The organism is Croceitalea sp. MTPC5 (assembly GCF_036985505.1).
Classification (GTDB): Bacteria; Bacteroidota; Bacteroidia; order Flavobacteriales; family Flavobacteriaceae; genus Croceitalea.
The window spans coordinates 175,203-193,393 of sequence record NZ_BTGQ01000005.1 but is presented as its reverse complement, the minus strand read 5'-3'; the positions used below and the strand labels follow the sequence as shown (position 1 = coordinate 193,393).

The window sequence follows — 18,191 nt, the reverse complement described above, 5'->3', positions numbered from 1 at the left end:
CTATCTCAATAATACTTGATTTGTGCCCATCCCATCAATAATAGACAAGATTGTTTTATTTAAATTATTCAATGTAGGATTGAGAATTCTGCCTTTGGGTTTAAAATTCATTTTAATAACCACTTTATCTAAATATTTTGACACAGCTGTTTATGGAGATTATTCGCTTATTACAGCAACTATAACTATATCGATTTTTGTTTTAGGTCTTGATTTTTATAATTTCTCCATTAGGGATATATTGACCGAAAAAGATAACATTGTCGAAAAATTAGCGAGCACTTTTTTTCTTTATCTATTCATCTATTTCTTTTTTTTTATAATTGGTTCACTCCTGTTTAGAAAAATTGAATTCATGCACACTTATGGGCTTATAAGTGTCCTTGGTATTTGCGTTACCGAGCACCTTTCACAAGAAATCTATAGGCTACACATAGCATTTAAAAAAGTTCTGTTGGGCAATCTTATTTTCTTTCTAAGGGTGTCTATATGGACGGGATATATTTTGGTAAACCTTCTTTTTTTTGATTCGAAGCCTACTATAGAAGGAATATTACAACTTTGGTTGTTCTCAAATATATTTTCCTTCGTAATAAGCTTTCTAACCTTAGGGAAAAACCTTAAAAAACTAATCCCATTTCCTAAAATAGAAATCTCGTACCTAGTTAAAGGACTCCGTATTAGCTTTGTTTTCTTTTTAGGGACCATTGCCCTAAAATGTATTGAATATGTAAACAGATATATTGTTGATTATTTTTTAGGTAGCGAGGAAACAGGAATTTTTTCATTCTATGCCAATTTAGCACTAATTATTACCGTGTATGTCAATGCCATTGTAATTTCTTTTGAGCTGCCAGCACTGATTGAAAAAACAGGGAGCAAAGATTTAAACCTGCATTTCAAAAATTTTAGAAATCAAATGTTAAAGCAAATAGCATTTGTTTCGGTTTTGGTTATATTTATTACAAAACCTATTTTGATTTGGCAGAGTGTTAAGGTCTATGACAACTATTTCCCAATTCTTTTTTTATTGCTTTTAGGGGTTGCTCTAATGAATTTTTCCTTGGTCTACCATTTTTTCCTCTATATTCTAAATAAGGACTCTACGATTTTAAGAATAACCCTTAAATCCTGTTTTGTAAATTTGATTTTAACCATCTCATTGACGTTTTGGGGTGGTTTGTATGGCACTGCTTTGGCATTTTTTTTAACAGGGTTATATATGTTTTTTGAAAGACGACGTAATGCAATCTCAGCAAACTATGATTAATATTTTTATAGGGCTCTCACAATATCACGTAGATTTATTTGAAAATTTTCTTCTTCAAAGGACTGATTTTCAAGGAAAGTCAATTCTTATCACCGGAAAGGAAATAGCATTCAACAAAGAAAAGTGGCACAAGCATATTGAGCTTTCTAATGGTGTTAAGAATCAATCAAAGTCTCAAGTTTCAAGATTAAAGTCCATGACTGTAAAATTGAGGGCTTATAAGGGAGTAATAAAGCATTTGGAGAAATATAAAAGTGAAAAAAGAATTAATTTGGTGTTCTCATCCTTGGAAGATGTACTTTCTAATTATCTGTTCTTTTATTTTTCAAAAAATATAAAAGGATTAGTAGTTGAAGATGGCGTTCTTAACTATTATAATCATACAATAAGATGTGTTCCTAGTAGCGTTTTGCTTCTTAAAAAGACACTAACCTTGTTATTTGGACTTAATTTCAAGTTTTATAGTGGCCACACTTCTGGAATCAATTATGACAAAACCCTTTTCCAATATGTTAGGGAACCTTCTTTTTCTGTCGCACCAAATAAATCAAAAAAAATACCATATAAGCCCCAAAAGCTTGAATTGGTTAACAGCAAAATGTTGATAATTGGCCAGGAACCTTATGCAAATTTAGACGAAAGAAAATATCAGAAGCATTTGAACTTGCTTTTTGAAAAAATAAAATTAGATGAGAAATATATGAATGTTAAAAAAATAATGTATAAACCTCATAGACATGGTCCAAGGTTAAAAATCGACACCCTAAGAGAATATTTCAAGGAGAAAGATTTTGAGTATGTTACAACGGATTTAAGTGCAGAAAAATATTTTTTTGAGGTAGCACAATGTAGAAATTTGGTAACTTTTGATTCTAGCGCAGTTTTTAATATTTATTCCCAATGTGATTTTGAAACAAGAAAAAAATTAAAAATCAGCGTACTACCTTTTTTAGACAACGAACTAACTGCTCTTTTTGAACAGTTAGGCTTCTATTTTTACAAAAAATGATCTTCAACATTTTTGTTTTAGTTTTTGCCAGCTTAATCCTTATCCAATTATACAGAAGGTCTACACTTCTGTTTGTTTGTTTCTTGCCTTTCACTGTTCAATATTCATGGATGTTTCTTTCCATATTATTCATAGAAAATGGAACTTACGTTAGTGAACAGGATAGATATGGAAGTTTTGTCTATGCTAATTTTTTCCTGTTACTCTTTCTAATAGTATCCTTAGTTTCTTTCACCTCCTTTTTTAGGCTCTTTGATACATCACTTAGCTTTAATTTCCCTAAAATAAAACTGTTAAGACTAAAAGAAAGTGGAATCCTACTTTATCTAGCCTTTTTTGTAATGTTTTTGGCAATGACCAATTTGCTTCTTTCGCCTTCAACTTATACCAATTCAGAGGTAAGTAAGTTTACATTTTGGAACACCGCACAATTGTCTTTTTTGAAACCTATTTTAGGCAACACTATTGGGTTTTTCCCATTTATTTTAGGTATTTTGTTTAGAAAGCATAGAGTAAAGACTATATTACTTAGTATTGTTTATCTTGTTTATCTTGTTGGTATTGACCAGAAGTTCACAGCATTTTTATTTGGGCTAATAGCTTTTATGGTCTCACATGTTATTGTTAATAAACTATATAAAAATGATAACTTTCTCGTCTTTAAGAAAAGATACCTGATAATTCTCGCAAGCTTACTATTTGGTCTGGTCTGGTTTAAATACAACAATAAAAACCCATATAAACATTTAGGGTTTAGTCCTGTAGAATCAATAGCTTACCGAGCTTTTGGCCTACAAGGGCATCTTTTCTGGGGCACAGCTGAAAGATATATAATTGGTGATGCGGAAAACTCATGGAATATTTCAGAACTTCCTTATGGAATGCATACCCTTATGTTTGATTTTACACCGGACCATAGAAAACAATACCTTGAAGAAGCTTGGCAGAGAGGCGTAAGTTGGACTAACGGTTATCCGGCGATATTAAATAGGGCCTTCCCTTTACCAATAGCGCTGGTTTTCCATTTTGTTATTTTCGGTTTCGTTCCGTTGTTCTATGCGCTTTTGTTTAAAGCCCTTAATGGGGGCAATTATTTGGTGTCTGTGATTTTCTTTCAAATCACTTTATGGTTATTTAATATTTACTCAATGTCCTATTTCTTTAGATTGGGAAAAATATTGGCTATTCTTGTCATATTGTCTTTGATTTCGTTTATTTTTCAAAAGCTAAAGTATGATTCGAACTGAAAGCACTTATAACAAATTGCTAAAATACTGCTATTTGGCATTGTTGTTCTTTTTGCCAATTTCTTTGTTCATTGATAATCTTGCCTTAGGGTTGCTTATAATTTTTTCGATAATTAATAACAATTATAAATGGTTTGTTTTTCTTAGTTCTTTGGCACCTTTTTTCTTCTATACAATTTTTAGCGGCCTGGCAATAGGGGTGTTTAATGATGAGATGAGTTTTTATATCAAACTTCTTCCTTTGGTGCTCATTCCTCTGGCAACATCAAATATTGATCGTGATACAACTGAAAAAGGGTATTTGTTTTTATTGTTAGGGGTATGCCTTGCCCAATTGGTGGCTACATACGGAATAATAGACTACTATTACTTTACCGAGGGTAAAAAAGTGGCTTTAAGAAGCTATGCTAGGATCAACGACATCTTAAATTTTGAAAGGCCTTATTTAGGCTTTTTATCAGCTATTCAGATTATAATTGCGGGAAATTTATTTTTTGCTAGCAAAAGAAAAATTTATTTTTTTCCAATACTAGTTTCTATCGTTCTGATAATTGTTATTTCTGCACGTTTGGCAATATTAATTACGGTTATCTGTTGTGCCATTTACATGATATTGAAAATAAAAGATAATACCTTAAGATGGATTATAGGTGTCGGGGTGCCGTTACTATTAACCGTTTTGATTATGTTATCCGATTTAGCCTTAAAGCACAGATTCATCCAAATTAAGAATGATTCTCGAACAATAATTTGGGAGGGAGCACTACAACAATACAAAAATTCTCCAAGCAAATCCTTTGGATTTTCTAGTCAACAAAAGGTTGATGAAAACCAGAATGCATATTATTCAGAAAGTGCCAATTTTGAATACCCTCCTGATAAGTCAAGATTTTTGGAAAAGAAATACAATACGCATAACCAATACCTCAATGAATTGTTGAGAGGTGGATATTTTGGTTTGCTTTTATTATTGATGCCTTTTATATATGTATTATTGAGAGGGCGCCATAAGGAGAATCCATTGGGGCTTTCACTTGTTATTGCATTAGCTATGTTTCTGTTTGTTGAAAATGTGCTTGAAAGACAAATGGGCGTATATTTGACAGCTATTATTTTGGCAAATGCAATAAAGTATAGAGATGAAACATAGGCTGATAGATTGCTTGGTTTTGATTTTTTTATTGGTGGGATGTAAAAAGAATGAAGATCAATGGAAAAAAGACTTAGAAAAAATAGATACAGAATTTACTTTACATAATGAATATGACTACCTAGATGTTCGTAGATATGGTTTGTTCCCTGGAAAACCCATTGGGGGCCATCCAAAGAATGGTAAAAATGTTGTTGAAGCCTTGTTAGATTTGGCAGAATTAGGAGTGCCCATTAGGTTTCCTGAAGGATTTTATAAAACCGCTTTAAAAATACAAGGAAGAAAAAATATAAAGCTTTATTTTAATAATACAATATTTGCTGGTTTAGTTGAAGTAAGGAACTCAAATGACATCCATTTAATGGGTTCTTTATCAACACTTGAACAATTTTATACAAGAGATTCTGAAAACATTCAAGCTGATATAGTTTTTGTGAAGAAGGATTCTATTTTAAGTATAAATAATAGAAGACCGTACGGTTGCTCTATACATAGCGGCACCAAAAACTTAACGATAAAAAAACTTGTTGTTGAAGATGTGGGCTCTGGCACTTTTGATTATAAATTTGTAAAAGGAGGTCTAATTATTCATGGTCATAATAATGAGCCAGAGGAAATTAACATTGACTCGGTAATTATTAAGAGCTCAGACCGTCATGGCGCCTACATTTCTGGAGAAAATATTGAGATAGATTTTCTTTCAATTGAAAAGTTTGGAGTTGGTTCAGGATTGGAAATGGCACCAATGGAGGGAGGAATTTTGGGCGACCAACTTGCTTTTTCTGGTTTGTGGATCAAAAATTGCTTTAACTCATCAATTAAACGAACAGAAATTAAGTTAATGGAATCTGGAGGGGTCCATAGTTTAAATATGGACTATGGAGAAACATTTAGGCCGGTAGTTCTGGATACTGTTTTGCTGATCGGAAAGGGCAAAGGAAGTCCTTTGAATGAAAAGTATTCTCCGAGAACTGGGGTAAAAATCAATTTTTTAAAGCATTTGAATGAATAAGATTGCCGTTTTGTTTGGTGGATCGGGGTATATTGGAGGCCATTTGCTTCAACAATTATTGAAGGGAAACTATTTTGATAAATATTTTGTACTTGATATCGGGGAGCCAAAATACTGTCTTCAATCACACAAAAATGAAAAAGTAGTCTTCCACAACCTTGATGTTAGAAAGAAAATATCGTTTCATGAAAATGAAGTCGATTTAGCCAATAGTTGGATTTTCAACTTTGCGGCCGTTCATCGTGAACCAGGCCATGAATATCAAGAGTATTTTAACACCAATATTCCAGGGGCAGAAAATGTGTGTGAGTTTGCTCGAAAATCAGGAATAAAAAATATTTTGTTTACGAGCAGTATTGCACCTTATGGAAAATCCCTTCAACAGAGAACAGAAACATCCGCATTGTATCCAGAAACGGCCTATGGTATATCAAAAGCATTAGCTGAAAAAATACATGGAATTTGGCTTTCTGAAGATAAGAAAAGACGTTTGATAATTGTTAGGCCCAGCGTAATATTTGGTCCTAAAGACCCTGGGAATGTATATCGAATGATTAAGTCACTTAAAAAGGGCACCTTTATATTGCCTAATGGAGGAAAGGTAATCAAGGGTTACGGGTATATCTATGGTTTGGTTGAAAGCATGCTTTTTACCATGCAAAAGGAAGATAGGTTCATTTTATATAATTACGCTGAAAATCCATTGGTCCCCCTTAACGAAATGGTAAGTATCACCAAAGAACAGCTTAATTTTAAAAAGCCAACTTTAATGATCCCCGTTGGCCTATTGGCTATTATTGCATTTTTTATTCAGTTAGCTTCCAAACTACTTGGGAAAAGTTCAGATATTCACCCTGTTAGGGTAAGAAAGGCAGGTTTTCCAACCAACATTAAACCGGAGTATCTAATAAAGAATAATTTTCACTTTAACTATTCTTATCCAGAGGCTTTGAAGCATTGGAAAAATGTGGCTCCAGAAGATTTTGAATTATGAAAGTTGCAATTGTGCACTATTGGTTGACCACAAGAAGGGGTGGTGAAAAAGTAATAGAGAACATTTTAAAATTGTATCCACAGGCGGATATTTACACCTTATTTGCAGATAAGGGAATTTATGGGGAAAACTTTCCAAAAAACAAGATAGTGACCTCCGTATTGAATTTCTGGCCCTTCAAGAAATACTACCAAAAGATTTTCCCACTTTATCCATTGGGGATAAAATCCCTAAAACTGAAAGAAGACTATGATTTGATTATTTCGTCGGAATCTGGGCCCGCTAAAGGAATTAAAATAGAAAAGGCTACCCCACATATCTGCTACGTACATTCGCCCATGCGTTATTGTTGGGGGTTTACGGAGGAGTATTTAAATTCAATGAAAAAGCCATTAAGGCCCTTAGCCAAGTTTTTTTTTGAAAGGCTAAGGAAGTGGGATGTCACGACTATCGACAATGTTTCCGCATACCTTGTCAATTCCAAAAATGTGGCTGACAGGGTCTCCCGCTTTTACCAAAAGGAATCCACTGTTATATACCCTCCTATTGAGCTCTCTTTTTTTGATAGACCTTTGATTACGGCCGGCAAAAGAGATGTTTATCTTAGTTTTGGAGCTATAACTCCCTATAAAAGAATAGATTTATTGGTCGAAACTTTTAATGAGAACGGTAAGAAATTAATTGTAATAGGAAATGGTTCCGAAAAAAAAAGGTTGCAATCAATGGCAAATGACAACATCAAGTTTTTGGGAAATTTAGAGTGGAATAAAATCGAGGAATATTTAGACAGAACCAAAGCACTGCTCTTTCCAGGTGAAGAAGACTTCGGAATGATACCGTTAGAGGTGATGGCTTATGGCATACCTGTAATTGCATTCAAAAAAGGAGGTGCCTTAGAAACAGTTGTTGAAAACAATATTGTTGAAAGGTCTTCGGGCCTTTTTTTTAATGAACAAACAGAGAAGTCAATACAAGAATGTTTGAATAGATTTGAAAAGATTAAGGGAAGGTTTGATGCCGAATGGATAAGGAATCATGCCAGAGGTTTTGGAGAAGACAGATTTCTACAAAAATTTAGCAAATTTATTGAAAACCAGTTGAGTGATTTTAAAAAAAATTAACTTATATGAATAATCCTCGTGAAGCGTCAATTGGCTTAATTCAAATTCTATTAGAAGAACGGGAAAACCTTCAAAACTGCTTCCTAAGAATTTATTATCAATAAAATACACTTATTTTTACAAACTACATATTTAAATAAAATTTAATGAATGATTTACTTACCCAGTTGAATTCAACTTTTGATGAATCCTTTTCTATAGTCTTATTTTTAACAAATATCATAATAAGACTATTTTGCTTTACGTTCTTTCAATTCTTTACAATAAATATGGAAGATCAATATCCAATAGAGATCAATTATCCAAGGTTCTTATTTTGGTAGGAACGACTACATTTATAATAATCTCAATTGTTAAATCGTCACTTGCACTTTCATTAGGGCTAGTGGGAGCGTTGTCAATTGTAAGATTTAGAACTGCTATAAAAGAGCCCGAAGAGCTTGGTTATTTTTTCATCGCTATTTCCATAGGTCTTGGTTTGGGCGCTAGTCAATTATTACCAACTCTAATAGGCTTTTTGGTACTGTCACTTATAATAATATTTACCAGCAAGACCATTTTAAGCAATTCATTTACCCAAAATATTTTGATTTCTTTAAATTGTAAAAATGAAGAAAAGACAGATATAATGAATCGGATACATGAAGTGATTACAGTAAATTCAAATCAGGTTGACCTAAAAAGAATAAAATACTCCGAAGAAAAGATTAACGTTAATTACCTTCTGAATCTTAATTCGTTGGAAAGGCTAACGGCCATAAACCACGAGTTGTTGAAAATTGATGAACATATGGATATCACATTTATTGACAATACGATTTAGTATTAAAATAACCTATAATAAAAAATGAAGATTAAAGAAAAAAAATACGGTTTGAGCAGTTTAATAATAACTGGAATAATTTTTTTGACCCTATCGTTTTTCTCCTTATTCTTCTTAACACGACTTCAAAAAGAAGAATCCAAGGCATTAAAAAAAGAGAAATATTTAGAAAACCCTACAAACTTTATATCAAGAAAGAACCAAATAGATATTATTAGGGATGATATTAACTCAATCTATTCAGATTCTATATTATCTATCCATTTAAGTTCAATAAATAGTCAGCCTACTGTTATATATGTTTATAAAGATAGTCTTTATGGAAGAAAGCGAGATGATAAGTTTTTCTTACATGTTTTTTTAAATGATAGTATAAATTTATTAAATGCCAAAAACTTTAAAGGAGGATTAAATCTCGACTTCTTACCAACGCAGGTCGATTCTTTTCGTATTGATAATAGACCTCACTATGTTTTTAGAAAAAGCCTTGAACATAATGGGTATAAAGGTAAAACCATTGATATAGCTAAAATAGCTCATATAAATACTGGAAGGTATGACCAAGGCTTAGGCAGATCTTTAGAGATTAAAAATTTAAAACTTGATAATGTTTCTCCTTTAGAAATTTCTAACAACCTACCAAAAGTTTCTTTGATTATCTCTGAGAAAAGTTTTAGAAAAATTAGGGAGAAAAGAGCAAGAGCAATTAATACGGGAATATTGTTAACAGGTGAAGAAGACTTGGTCAATTGTAAGGTTTCGCTGGATGATTCGGAAAAAATTGATGCAAAAATGAGATTGAAAGGTGACTGGACGGATCATCTTATACATCAAAACAAATGGTCCTACAGGGTTATTTTTGAGGATGAAAAGACTTTGCTGGGAATTAGAAAAATATCTTTTCAACATCCAAAAGTCAGAAATTATTTATGGGAGTGGCTTTTCAATAAGGTAATAAAAGACAATAATATTATTGGACTTAGGTATGATTTCGTGAATTTAGAATTGAATGTAAAACATTTAGATTCGGTTGAAAAAATGGATATTGGGATTATGGCTTATGAGGAATCATTTGACAAAATATTAATTGAGAATAACAGAAAAAGAGAAGGAGTGATTTTAGCTTTTGATGAATCCTTGCTGTGGAAAGATCGAGAATTGCAATCCAGAATGGGCCTAGAATTGTCCAGTAAATCTAATCAATTGCAGACGATTCAAAATGCACCAATCAAGGTATATAATGAAAACAAAGTTCTTTCAGACCCTAAACTTTCCAAACAGTTTACCATAGCCAAGGGTCTACTGAATTCATTAAGAAAAGGTGAAATGAAAATTTCTGATGTTTTTGATATTGACAAACTTACCATGTTTGTGGCTTTAACAAACCTTTTTGGGGGTAGCCACGGCTTAATCGATCATAACCTAAGAGTTTATTTTAATCCAATTACCAATAAGTTAGAACCTATTTCATTTGATTCATATTCTGGTCTTAAGCTTAATAAAATATCAGACTATCCATTCTTAAAAGACGACATTATTTATAATGAAAAATTAGTCGAAAAGTTGAAAATAGTTTGTGACCCAAATTTCATCCGTGATTTTATTGAAAAGCATTCCAATGAGCTAAGTGAGTTGTCTTTAAACCTTCAAGGTGAGTTTGGAAAGAATTTGGATTTGACAATACTTGAATACAATAGTAATTTCATCAAAAAAATGCTTAATCCTTCAGATGCGATTGTTTCAGATTTAATTGAATATAATGATGAAGAAATGTTGGTGGAAATCAAAAACCTATCATTGTTTCCAGTTGAAATTATCGGTTTACAACATAAGGACGGTAAGAGTTTGAATGAAAAATTTGAAGATAATATTATATCCCCTAACGAAAGTCAAACCATTACTTTCAGGTTAAAAGAATCTTTTGTTAACGTTTTTGTGTCTAAGAAAAATAAGATTGGCGAATTCCGTTATCCAAAGGATTTAAAAAAGATAAAACTCAAATACTCGATACTTGGATTAGATTATCCTAGAGAAAATATAATTAATCCGTTCGGAAAGAGTAAAAATTTGACCACATTATTAAAAAATTACAAAAAGTTAAACCAACCCAATTTTCAAAATTTTGAATTTGTAGAATATCGAAAAAAGAACAAGGAAATTATTTTTAAGTCAGGCAAATATATTTTGAAAGAGACTATTGTCATACCAATGCACCATACTTTAATTATTGAAAAGGGATTTGCGTTGAGTTTAATTGATAATGCCTCTTTAATCTCATATTCGCCTATCGTAGCTAAGGGTACACATGAACATCCAATTAATTTTAAATCTACAGAGGGATCATACTCAGGTATATTTGTTGATAATGCTAAAAAACTATCAACACTGAACCACTGTAGCTTTTTCAATTTATCCACGCCTAAAACGGATATTTGGGAGCTTTCAGGTGCTGTCAATTTTCATGAGTCAAAAGTTTCTATAGAGAATACCATTTTTGAAAGGAATAGAAGTGAAGATGCATTGAATATCATAAGATCTGAATTCTATATTTCCTCCACTATTTTTAAAGATACTCAATCTGATGCTTTTGACGGTGATTTTGTAAATGGGGAAATTAATAACAGTAAATTTTTAAATAGTGGAAATGATGGAATTGATGTGTCTGGATCGGAAATAAAGATTTCTAATATTTTCATTAAATCACCGTCTGATAAAGGGATTAGTGGTGGCGAATCTAGTTTTATACATGGAGAAGAAATACAAATTGTTGATGGTGAAATAGGAATTGTTAGCAAAGACCTTTCAAAAATCGAACTTACCGATGTTAAAATTGAAAATGTCAGATTGGGCCTATCTGCCTTTCAAAAAAAATCTGAATTTGGAATAGGTGTAATAAATACAAAAAACCTTACCCAAGTAAACAATGAAGTAGATTATTTGATTGAAAATAAGTCTGTACTTACTATTGACGGCATACCAGTTGAAACGGTTTCAAACAATGTAATTGACCAGATGTACGGAAACGAATATGGAAAAAGTAGCAAATAAAGGAGGTAGTAGATTTATCTATCATAATTTAAGGTTTGAACGTAAATTCGTCTATGATTTGAACGGCGTTGATGAAGTAATTAAAAATCAAGTTTTAACCAATAGGTTTAATTTTGATGAGATTTACGAACGAAGAACCGTAAATAATATATACTTTGATGATTGGAATCATACGTTTTATAAAATGAATGTTTCCGGCGATGCAGTAAGAGAAAAATATAGGTTGAGGTGGTATGACGATATTTTTCATTCAATGACAAAGCCTACATTAGAAATTAAAAAAAAGTATGGTGAAGTAGGAGACAAATATTCTTGTAAATTAACGAATTTGGATTTGGATCTAAGATCCAAATCAATTGATGATATAAACAGTCACATAAATGAATGTATCCCTAATGAAGAATTGTTAGTTAAGTTCAATTTATTATTTCCAACCTTATATAATTCATATGAGAGAAGATACTTTTTATCTAAATGCGAAAAGTTTAGGATAACCATCGATTATAATATGACTTTCTACAACCCTAATTACACTTCGTTTTATGAGTCAAAACAAAATTTAGGGGATATTATTTTGGAACTGAAATACGATACAGATGATGATATGGAAAGTAGGGCAATTACCCAATCAATTAAAGAGAGGCTATCTAAAAACTCTAAATATGTTAGAGGATACGATATTTTTTATAAGTAAAACTATTTGCGCTTAATACTCTCTTCACATTGTTGAATAAAATCAAATCTTTTAGTGCCAATACTCTTTTTGATTGTAATAATTATATAAATAAGGACAGACAGGTTAAAAAATGCTTAAGAAGTTGATGTTTTATTCAGGGGGTTTCTTGTCTTTAGTAAATTGTGGTATTCAAACTAATATTTACAATACACCTACATTTAGTCCTGAAGGAAAAATTAATTGTATAATAGAGATTCCGGCAGGAACCAATAAGAAAATAGAGTTCAACAGGGATTTAGAGAAATTTCAAATTGATACAAAAAATGGTAAAAAAAGAATAATCAATTTTCTTCCCTACCCCGGTAATTATGGTTTTATACCTTCCACATATTCGGATCCAAAAAAAAGAGGAGATGGAGATGCTTTAGATGTAATTGTTCTTTCAGAATCATTAAATACCGGAACAATTCTGGAAATTGAATTAATAGGCATGATAGAACTATTAGATAATCGCGAATACGACTACAAGATTATCGCAGTACCAAGAGAGGAAAAATTGAGAACCATTAAAGCAACATCTTTTTTAGAGTTAAAGGAAGATTACCCTGGTATAATCGATATTCTACAAATCTGGTTTTTGAACTATGATCACCATGATGAATTGCAAATACAGGGTTGGGTAGATGAGACAAAAGCGTTACAAGAGATACGTAATTCATTGAAATAATATATCCAATCCCCGTTCTGTTTTCAACACTTTTTCGAAAATTCGAAATATGAAGCATAAAAAGTATCTTTACTGTTTTATTTTAATAAAGGTAAAGACGAATCAATGTTTTTTAGGCAACATAGATATTCAAATCTAATAATTCCAATTTCCTATTTTTTAGATTTGCTAATTATTAATGCATTTGCTTCCTTGCTTCCTATCCAATTTCAGACACCTGTGCTTTTTCATGCATATATTTCATTCGGATGGATTGTGATTTCCCTAAAAAATGAGTTTTATAAAATTTATAGATATACGAAAGTTGCATATATACTCCGATTAATATTCACCCAATTTGTCTTCTTTTTTTTAATTCTTTATGCGTTTATCGGCTTCTTTAAACAGCCCATGATCAGTCGATTGGCATTGGCGCAATACTTTGTATTTGTTTTTATCGCTGTTTTTACCATTAAATTTTTAAACTATATAAGCTTAATGCGTTATAGGGAAAAGATAAAGGGAAACATCAGAAACGTAGTTGTGATTGGAGAGAACAAAAAGACAAACCAACTAATAAGTGTATTTAAAGACAGAACCGATTTTGGCTTTAATTTTATGAAACAATTTTCTGCTAAGTCATTGGATTTTCAAAAAGAAGAGTGCTTTAAATATATAATTGAGAACAAAATAGATGAAATCTACTGTTCGATATCTGAATTACAGAATGACGAGCTAACTCAATTCATCAATTTCGCGGACAACAACCTTAAAACACTAAAATTTATTCCAGACAATAAAAAAATATTTTCTAAAAAATTGAAGTTTGAGTATTATGATTATATTCCCGTACTATCGCTGCGCGATATCCCTCTTCATAATCCAATAAATGCTTTTTTAAAAAGAGCGTTTGACATAATTTTTTCCTTAATAATTATTCTGGGATTACTAACATGGCTCACCCCAATAATTGCGATTTTGATTGCTCTAGAGTCTAAAGGCCCTGTTTTTTTTCGGCAAAACAGAAATGGTATTGACAATCGTGAGTTCTATTGCTACAAGTTCCGTTCAATGGCACCGAATAATGATGCCGATCAAGCGCAAGCTACCAAGAATGACATGAGGGTAACCCGTCTGGGTAAAGTTTTAAGGCGAACCAGTATTGATGAATTGCCTCAATTTTATAATGTGTTTTTTGGTACAATGTCAGTGGTGGGTCCAAGACCCCACATGGTAAAACATACGAATGAATACTCTGACAAGGTAGATAAATATATGGTAAGACATTTTGTTAAACCTGGTATTACAGGCCTAGCTCAAGTCAGAGGATATAGAGGAGAAATAGAAAGTGATACAGATATCTTGAATCGTATTAAATTTGATATTTTTTATATTGAAAATTGGTCCATGTTTTTAGATGTTAAAATCATTTTTCAAACCATACTTAACGCTTTTAAAGGTGAGGCAAAAGCATATTGATGCTTAGAATCACCTTTTATATTAATAACTGTTCATTTCAGCCAAATGCTAAAACCTCAAAATTTAGATTGCGCTATCTTTAACGTTCAATAATTGGAAAATGAAAAAAACCTTAATTACGGGAGCAGCAGGCTTTCTTGGTTCCCATCTATGTGACAGGTTCATTAAAGAAGGGCATCATGTGATTGGCATGGATAACCTAATTACCGGTGACCTTAAGAATATTGAACATTTAATAAAGCTCGAGAACTTTGAGTTTTACCATCATGATGTTACCAAATTTGTGCATGTGCCGGGTGATTTGGATTATATTCTTCATTTTGCTTCTCCAGCAAGCCCAATTGATTACTTGAAGATTCCGATTCAAACATTAAAAGTAGGGTCTTTAGGCACCCATAACCTTCTTGGTCTGGCCAAAGAAAAAGGAGCTCGTTTTATGATTGCCTCCACCTCTGAGATTTATGGTGATCCATTGGTGCACCCCCAAACTGAGGAGTATTATGGTAATGTAAATACCATCGGCCCGAGAGGGGTCTATGATGAAGCCAAACGCTTTCAAGAATCGATTACCATGGCTTATCATACCTTTCACGGATTGGATACCCGAATTGTTCGAATTTTCAATACGTACGGACCAAGAATGCGCCTGAATGATGGCCGTGTGATACCTGCTTTTATGGGTCAAGCATTACGAGGTGAAGATCTCACCGTTTTTGGGGATGGTTCACAAACCCGTTCTTTTTGTTTCGTTGATGATGAAATTGAAGGTATTTACAGATTGATGATGAGTGATTATACCCTACCCATGAATATTGGTAATCCACACGAAATCACCATTAAAGATTTTGCAGAGGAAATCATCAAATTAACAGGTACCGACCAAAAGATCATTTATAAACCACTTCCAAAAGATGATCCGATGCAACGGCAACCCGATATTACCAAAGCAAAAGAAATTCTTGGTTGGGAACCTAAGGTTGGCAGGGAAGAAGGTATGCGAAAAACCTTTGATTACTTCAAAACACTTACAAAAGAAGAACTTGAGCGAACGGAACACCGTGATTTCTCAAAAATCAATAGAAAATAAACGATTAAACCCCTACATTTTTTGATTGTTCTTACATTTGGGCAAAATTAAATCATGAATATCCTTATTCTTGGTTCGGGCGGTCGCGAGCACACTTTGGCTTGGAAAATCGCCCAGAGCCCCAAACTTTCAAGCTTATACGTAGCACCTGGTAATGCAGGTACTTCACAGCTGGCACAAAACGTCGCGATTGCAGGTGACGATTTTAAGGCCATTAAGGAGTTTGTTGTTGAAAACGCTATTGAAATGGTCGTGGTAGGGCCTGAAGACCCCTTGGTGAAGGGGGTACATGATTTTTTTCTAAACGATAAAGATTTGAACCAAGTAGTGGTTATCGGTCCAGAAAAGCTTGCTGCTACTTTAGAAGGTAGTAAACAGTTTGCTAAAGAGTTCATGATGCGCCATAATATACCCACCGCGGCGTACCAAAGTTTTACATCTAAAGATCTCGAAGAAGGATACCGATTTTTAGAAAGCCTACAACCACCGTATGTGCTAAAAGCAGATGGACTCGCAGCAGGCAAGGGGGTTCTGATCTTAAAAGATTTAGAAGAGGCCAAAAAACAGTTAAGGGCCATGCTTTTGGAGGCTAAATTCGGTAATGCTAGTACTACCGTGGTAATTGAGGAATTTTTAGATGGTATTGAACTCAGCTGTTTTGTGCTTACTGACGGCGAAAGCTATAAAATACTTCCCGAAGCCAAAGATTATAAACGCATCGGTGAAGGCGATACTGGGCTCAATACGGGAGGTATGGGGGCGATTTCACCAGTTCCGTTTGCTGATGGGGCATTCATGCAAAAAGTAGAGGAACGTATTGTAAAACCTACTGTTGACGGTCTTAAAAAGGATAAGATCCCATATCAGGGTTTTATTTTTATTGGATTGATCAAGGTGGCAGATGAACCGAAGGTCATTGAATACAATGTTCGTATGGGGGATCCTGAGACCGAAGTCGTATTTCCTCGAATCAAAAACGATTTAATTAGGGTTTTTGAAGCCGTAGGTAACAAAGCCTTAAAAGATGTGACTTTAGAAATCGATGAGAGAACTACCGCAACCGTAATGACCGTTTCCGGAGGGTATCCTGAAGCTTACGGGAAAGGAAAGGAAATCACCGGGTTGGACACTGTTGAGAACTCTTTGGTATTCCATGCAGGGACTACTGAAAAAGATGGTAAGATAGTAACCAATGGTGGTAGGGTCATCTCCATAACTTCTTACGGGGAAAACACAGAAGAGGCCCTTGCCAAATCTTATGATAGTCTAAAAGACTTTCATTTTGAGGGAATGTATTACCGAAAAGACATTGGTTTTGACCTTTAGTCAAAAACCGGACCAATAATTAGCTAAACTAAGGGTAGTTGAGCGCAGTCGAAGCTATAGATAAGAGTGGGAAGTAATGCTTTTATCTTCTTCGTTATTGTCATTGAAAATCTTTAATTGGCCCATCCAATAGACCATCGCCACAAATCCAATGATCATAAACGCCCAATTGATGAGGTTCGAAGACCACCAGCTTTCCATAAACCGGAACATATCGTAAGGGGCAAAAAGAACATTGACAAATAAGTCTTCTATGCCGTAAAAAAATGATTTCATCTTAGCTATATTTACTAGGCAAAAATAGTAAAAGCAGCAATGATTTCAAGTTTTTTTAGTAAAACAAAACCTATAAACTATGTAATAGTATTGGGTTTCTGCACATTACTCTATATCCTTATGGTTTCGGTTTCAGCAGTTTCCATATTTGAGAATGGTGTTTTTTTACCTAAAATCATCAGCCTTTTCTTTTTATTGCTCACGTTTCTGGTCATAAACCCAACATTAAAAGCCGATAAATTGGCCGAGTTAAGTTCGTTTACCATGCTTTTTTATGCGTTGCTGTTGGCTGTTTTTTTACCTATGGTATTAAGTGGTAAGATAGTGATCAGTAATTTTTTGCTTTTATTGGCAACGGATAAAGTACTCGCTTTAAAGTTTGAGAAGAATACCAAATACAAAATTTTTGAAGCTTCCTTATTTGTTTTTTTGTCCAGTGTCGTAATGGAATGGACGGTGGTTTTTTTAATTCCCATGTACATTGCAATCTATGTATATTGTGGAAAACAGCTTAGAAACTGGCTGATGCCCTTGGCAGCCATGGTGGTATGTTTGATGGGTGTTCTTTGCTATTCAGGTTTATTCGATGATTGGGGTTTCATTCAAAATCATTATGCGTTTAAACTGAATGGTACTTTTGACGCCTTTGCTTACATAGGTATTTTATGTTACCTTTTTCTAGCATTGGTAATAATGTTCATAGTGTTGGTAAAACTGGGTAATCGCGGTATGGGGCGCATTCTTTCCCTACGTATTCTTTTTGCCTATTTTGTTTTAGGGATACTTTTGGTCTTCGTCTCAGAAGAGAGCGGTAGTAATATGATACTGTATACATTATTCCCCATAAGTGTCTTTTTGACCAATTATTTCGAGACCATAAGGGATAAAAGGTTTAAAGAAGGGCTACTAAGCGTTATGATCATTACCTCTCTGATCATCGCAGGTTTTAACCTTGTGCAATAATGTA

16 protein-coding genes are annotated in these 18,191 nt (G+C 33.3%); 15 read left to right on the top strand and 1 reads right to left on the bottom strand.

The genetic code is table 11. The features are described from left to right. Positions 1–22 precede the first annotated feature (22 nt). From AACM45_RS16160 to purD, 14 genes are all read left to right on the top strand, one after another. Entirely contained in the window at positions 23–1,270 is a 1,248-nt protein-coding gene (locus AACM45_RS16160; protein ID WP_339144020.1) for a lipopolysaccharide biosynthesis protein, read from the top strand. Next, positions 1,263–2,279 carry a hypothetical protein gene (locus tag AACM45_RS16155; protein WP_339144019.1) on the top strand — a complete coding sequence of 339 codons (1,017 nt, stop codon included), beginning with the start codon at positions 1,263–1,265 and terminating at the stop codon, positions 2,277–2,279. Before AACM45_RS16160 ends, AACM45_RS16155 begins: the two co-directional genes overlap by 8 nt. A gap of 440 nt (positions 2,280–2,719) precedes the next feature. Further along, positions 2,720–3,526, top strand: a complete 807-nt coding sequence (locus tag AACM45_RS16150; RefSeq protein WP_339144018.1) for a DUF6418 domain-containing protein — start codon at positions 2,720–2,722, stop codon at positions 3,524–3,526. Beyond that, positions 3,513–4,676, top strand: coding sequence for an O-antigen ligase family protein (locus tag AACM45_RS16145; protein ID WP_339144017.1), 1,164 nt, complete (start codon positions 3,513–3,515; stop codon positions 4,674–4,676). Before AACM45_RS16150 ends, AACM45_RS16145 begins: the two co-directional genes overlap by 14 nt. Next, positions 4,666–5,688 (top strand): hypothetical protein, encoded by a 1,023-nt coding sequence (locus AACM45_RS16140; protein ID WP_339144016.1) that lies wholly within the window; start codon positions 4,666–4,668, stop codon positions 5,686–5,688. Before AACM45_RS16145 ends, AACM45_RS16140 begins: the two co-directional genes overlap by 11 nt. After that, entirely contained in the window at positions 5,681–6,682 is a 1,002-nt protein-coding gene (locus AACM45_RS16135) for an NAD-dependent epimerase/dehydratase family protein (protein WP_339144015.1), read from the top strand. The genes AACM45_RS16140 and AACM45_RS16135 overlap by 8 nt, the downstream gene beginning before the upstream one ends. Continuing rightward, positions 6,679–7,803, top strand: coding sequence for a glycosyltransferase (locus AACM45_RS16130; RefSeq protein WP_339144014.1), 1,125 nt, complete (start codon positions 6,679–6,681; stop codon positions 7,801–7,803). Before AACM45_RS16135 ends, AACM45_RS16130 begins: the two co-directional genes overlap by 4 nt. Positions 7,804–8,038: 235 nt before the next feature. Then, positions 8,039–8,626: a DUF4956 domain-containing protein gene (locus AACM45_RS16125; protein ID WP_339144012.1), complete on the top strand. Its 588-nt coding sequence runs from the start codon at positions 8,039–8,041 to the stop codon at positions 8,624–8,626. Between the two features lie 24 nt (positions 8,627–8,650). Continuing rightward, positions 8,651–11,674 carry a hypothetical protein gene (locus AACM45_RS16120; protein ID WP_339144011.1) on the top strand — a complete coding sequence of 1,008 codons (3,024 nt, stop codon included), beginning with the start codon at positions 8,651–8,653 and terminating at the stop codon, positions 11,672–11,674. Next, entirely contained in the window at positions 11,655–12,368 is a 714-nt protein-coding gene (locus AACM45_RS16115; RefSeq protein ID WP_339144009.1) for a polyphosphate polymerase domain-containing protein, read from the top strand. Before AACM45_RS16120 ends, AACM45_RS16115 begins: the two co-directional genes overlap by 20 nt. Positions 12,369–12,480: 112 nt before the next feature. Then, complete coding sequence (locus AACM45_RS16110; RefSeq protein ID WP_339144008.1) at positions 12,481–13,077, top strand: inorganic diphosphatase; 597 nt, start codon at positions 12,481–12,483, stop codon at positions 13,075–13,077. 105 nt (positions 13,078–13,182) lie between these two features. Next, positions 13,183–14,535, top strand: coding sequence for an undecaprenyl-phosphate glucose phosphotransferase (locus AACM45_RS16105; protein ID WP_339144007.1), 1,353 nt, complete (start codon positions 13,183–13,185; stop codon positions 14,533–14,535). 100 nt (positions 14,536–14,635) lie between these two features. Next, positions 14,636–15,622, top strand: coding sequence for a UDP-glucuronic acid decarboxylase family protein (locus AACM45_RS16100; protein ID WP_339144006.1), 987 nt, complete (start codon positions 14,636–14,638; stop codon positions 15,620–15,622). Positions 15,623–15,676: 54 nt separating this feature from the next. Then, a complete protein-coding gene (gene purD, locus AACM45_RS16095; RefSeq protein ID WP_339144005.1) occupies positions 15,677–16,948 on the top strand; it encodes a phosphoribosylamine--glycine ligase in 1,272 nt (423 codons plus the stop codon). A 54-nt stretch (positions 16,949–17,002) separates the two neighbouring features. Here the strand turns inward: purD and AACM45_RS16090 are convergent, their stop codons facing one another. Further along, positions 17,003–17,224 carry a DUF6341 family protein gene (locus AACM45_RS16090; protein WP_339144003.1) on the bottom strand — a complete coding sequence of 74 codons (222 nt, stop codon included), beginning with the start codon at positions 17,222–17,224 and terminating at the stop codon, positions 17,003–17,005. A gap of 39 nt (positions 17,225–17,263) precedes the next feature. Here AACM45_RS16090 and AACM45_RS16085 point away from each other — a divergent pair, with 39 nt between their 5' ends. After that, on the top strand, positions 17,264–18,187 hold the full coding sequence (locus tag AACM45_RS16085) for a hypothetical protein (RefSeq protein ID WP_339144002.1): 924 nt from the start codon (positions 17,264–17,266) through the stop codon (positions 18,185–18,187). The last annotated feature ends 4 nt before the right edge of the window (positions 18,188–18,191 follow it).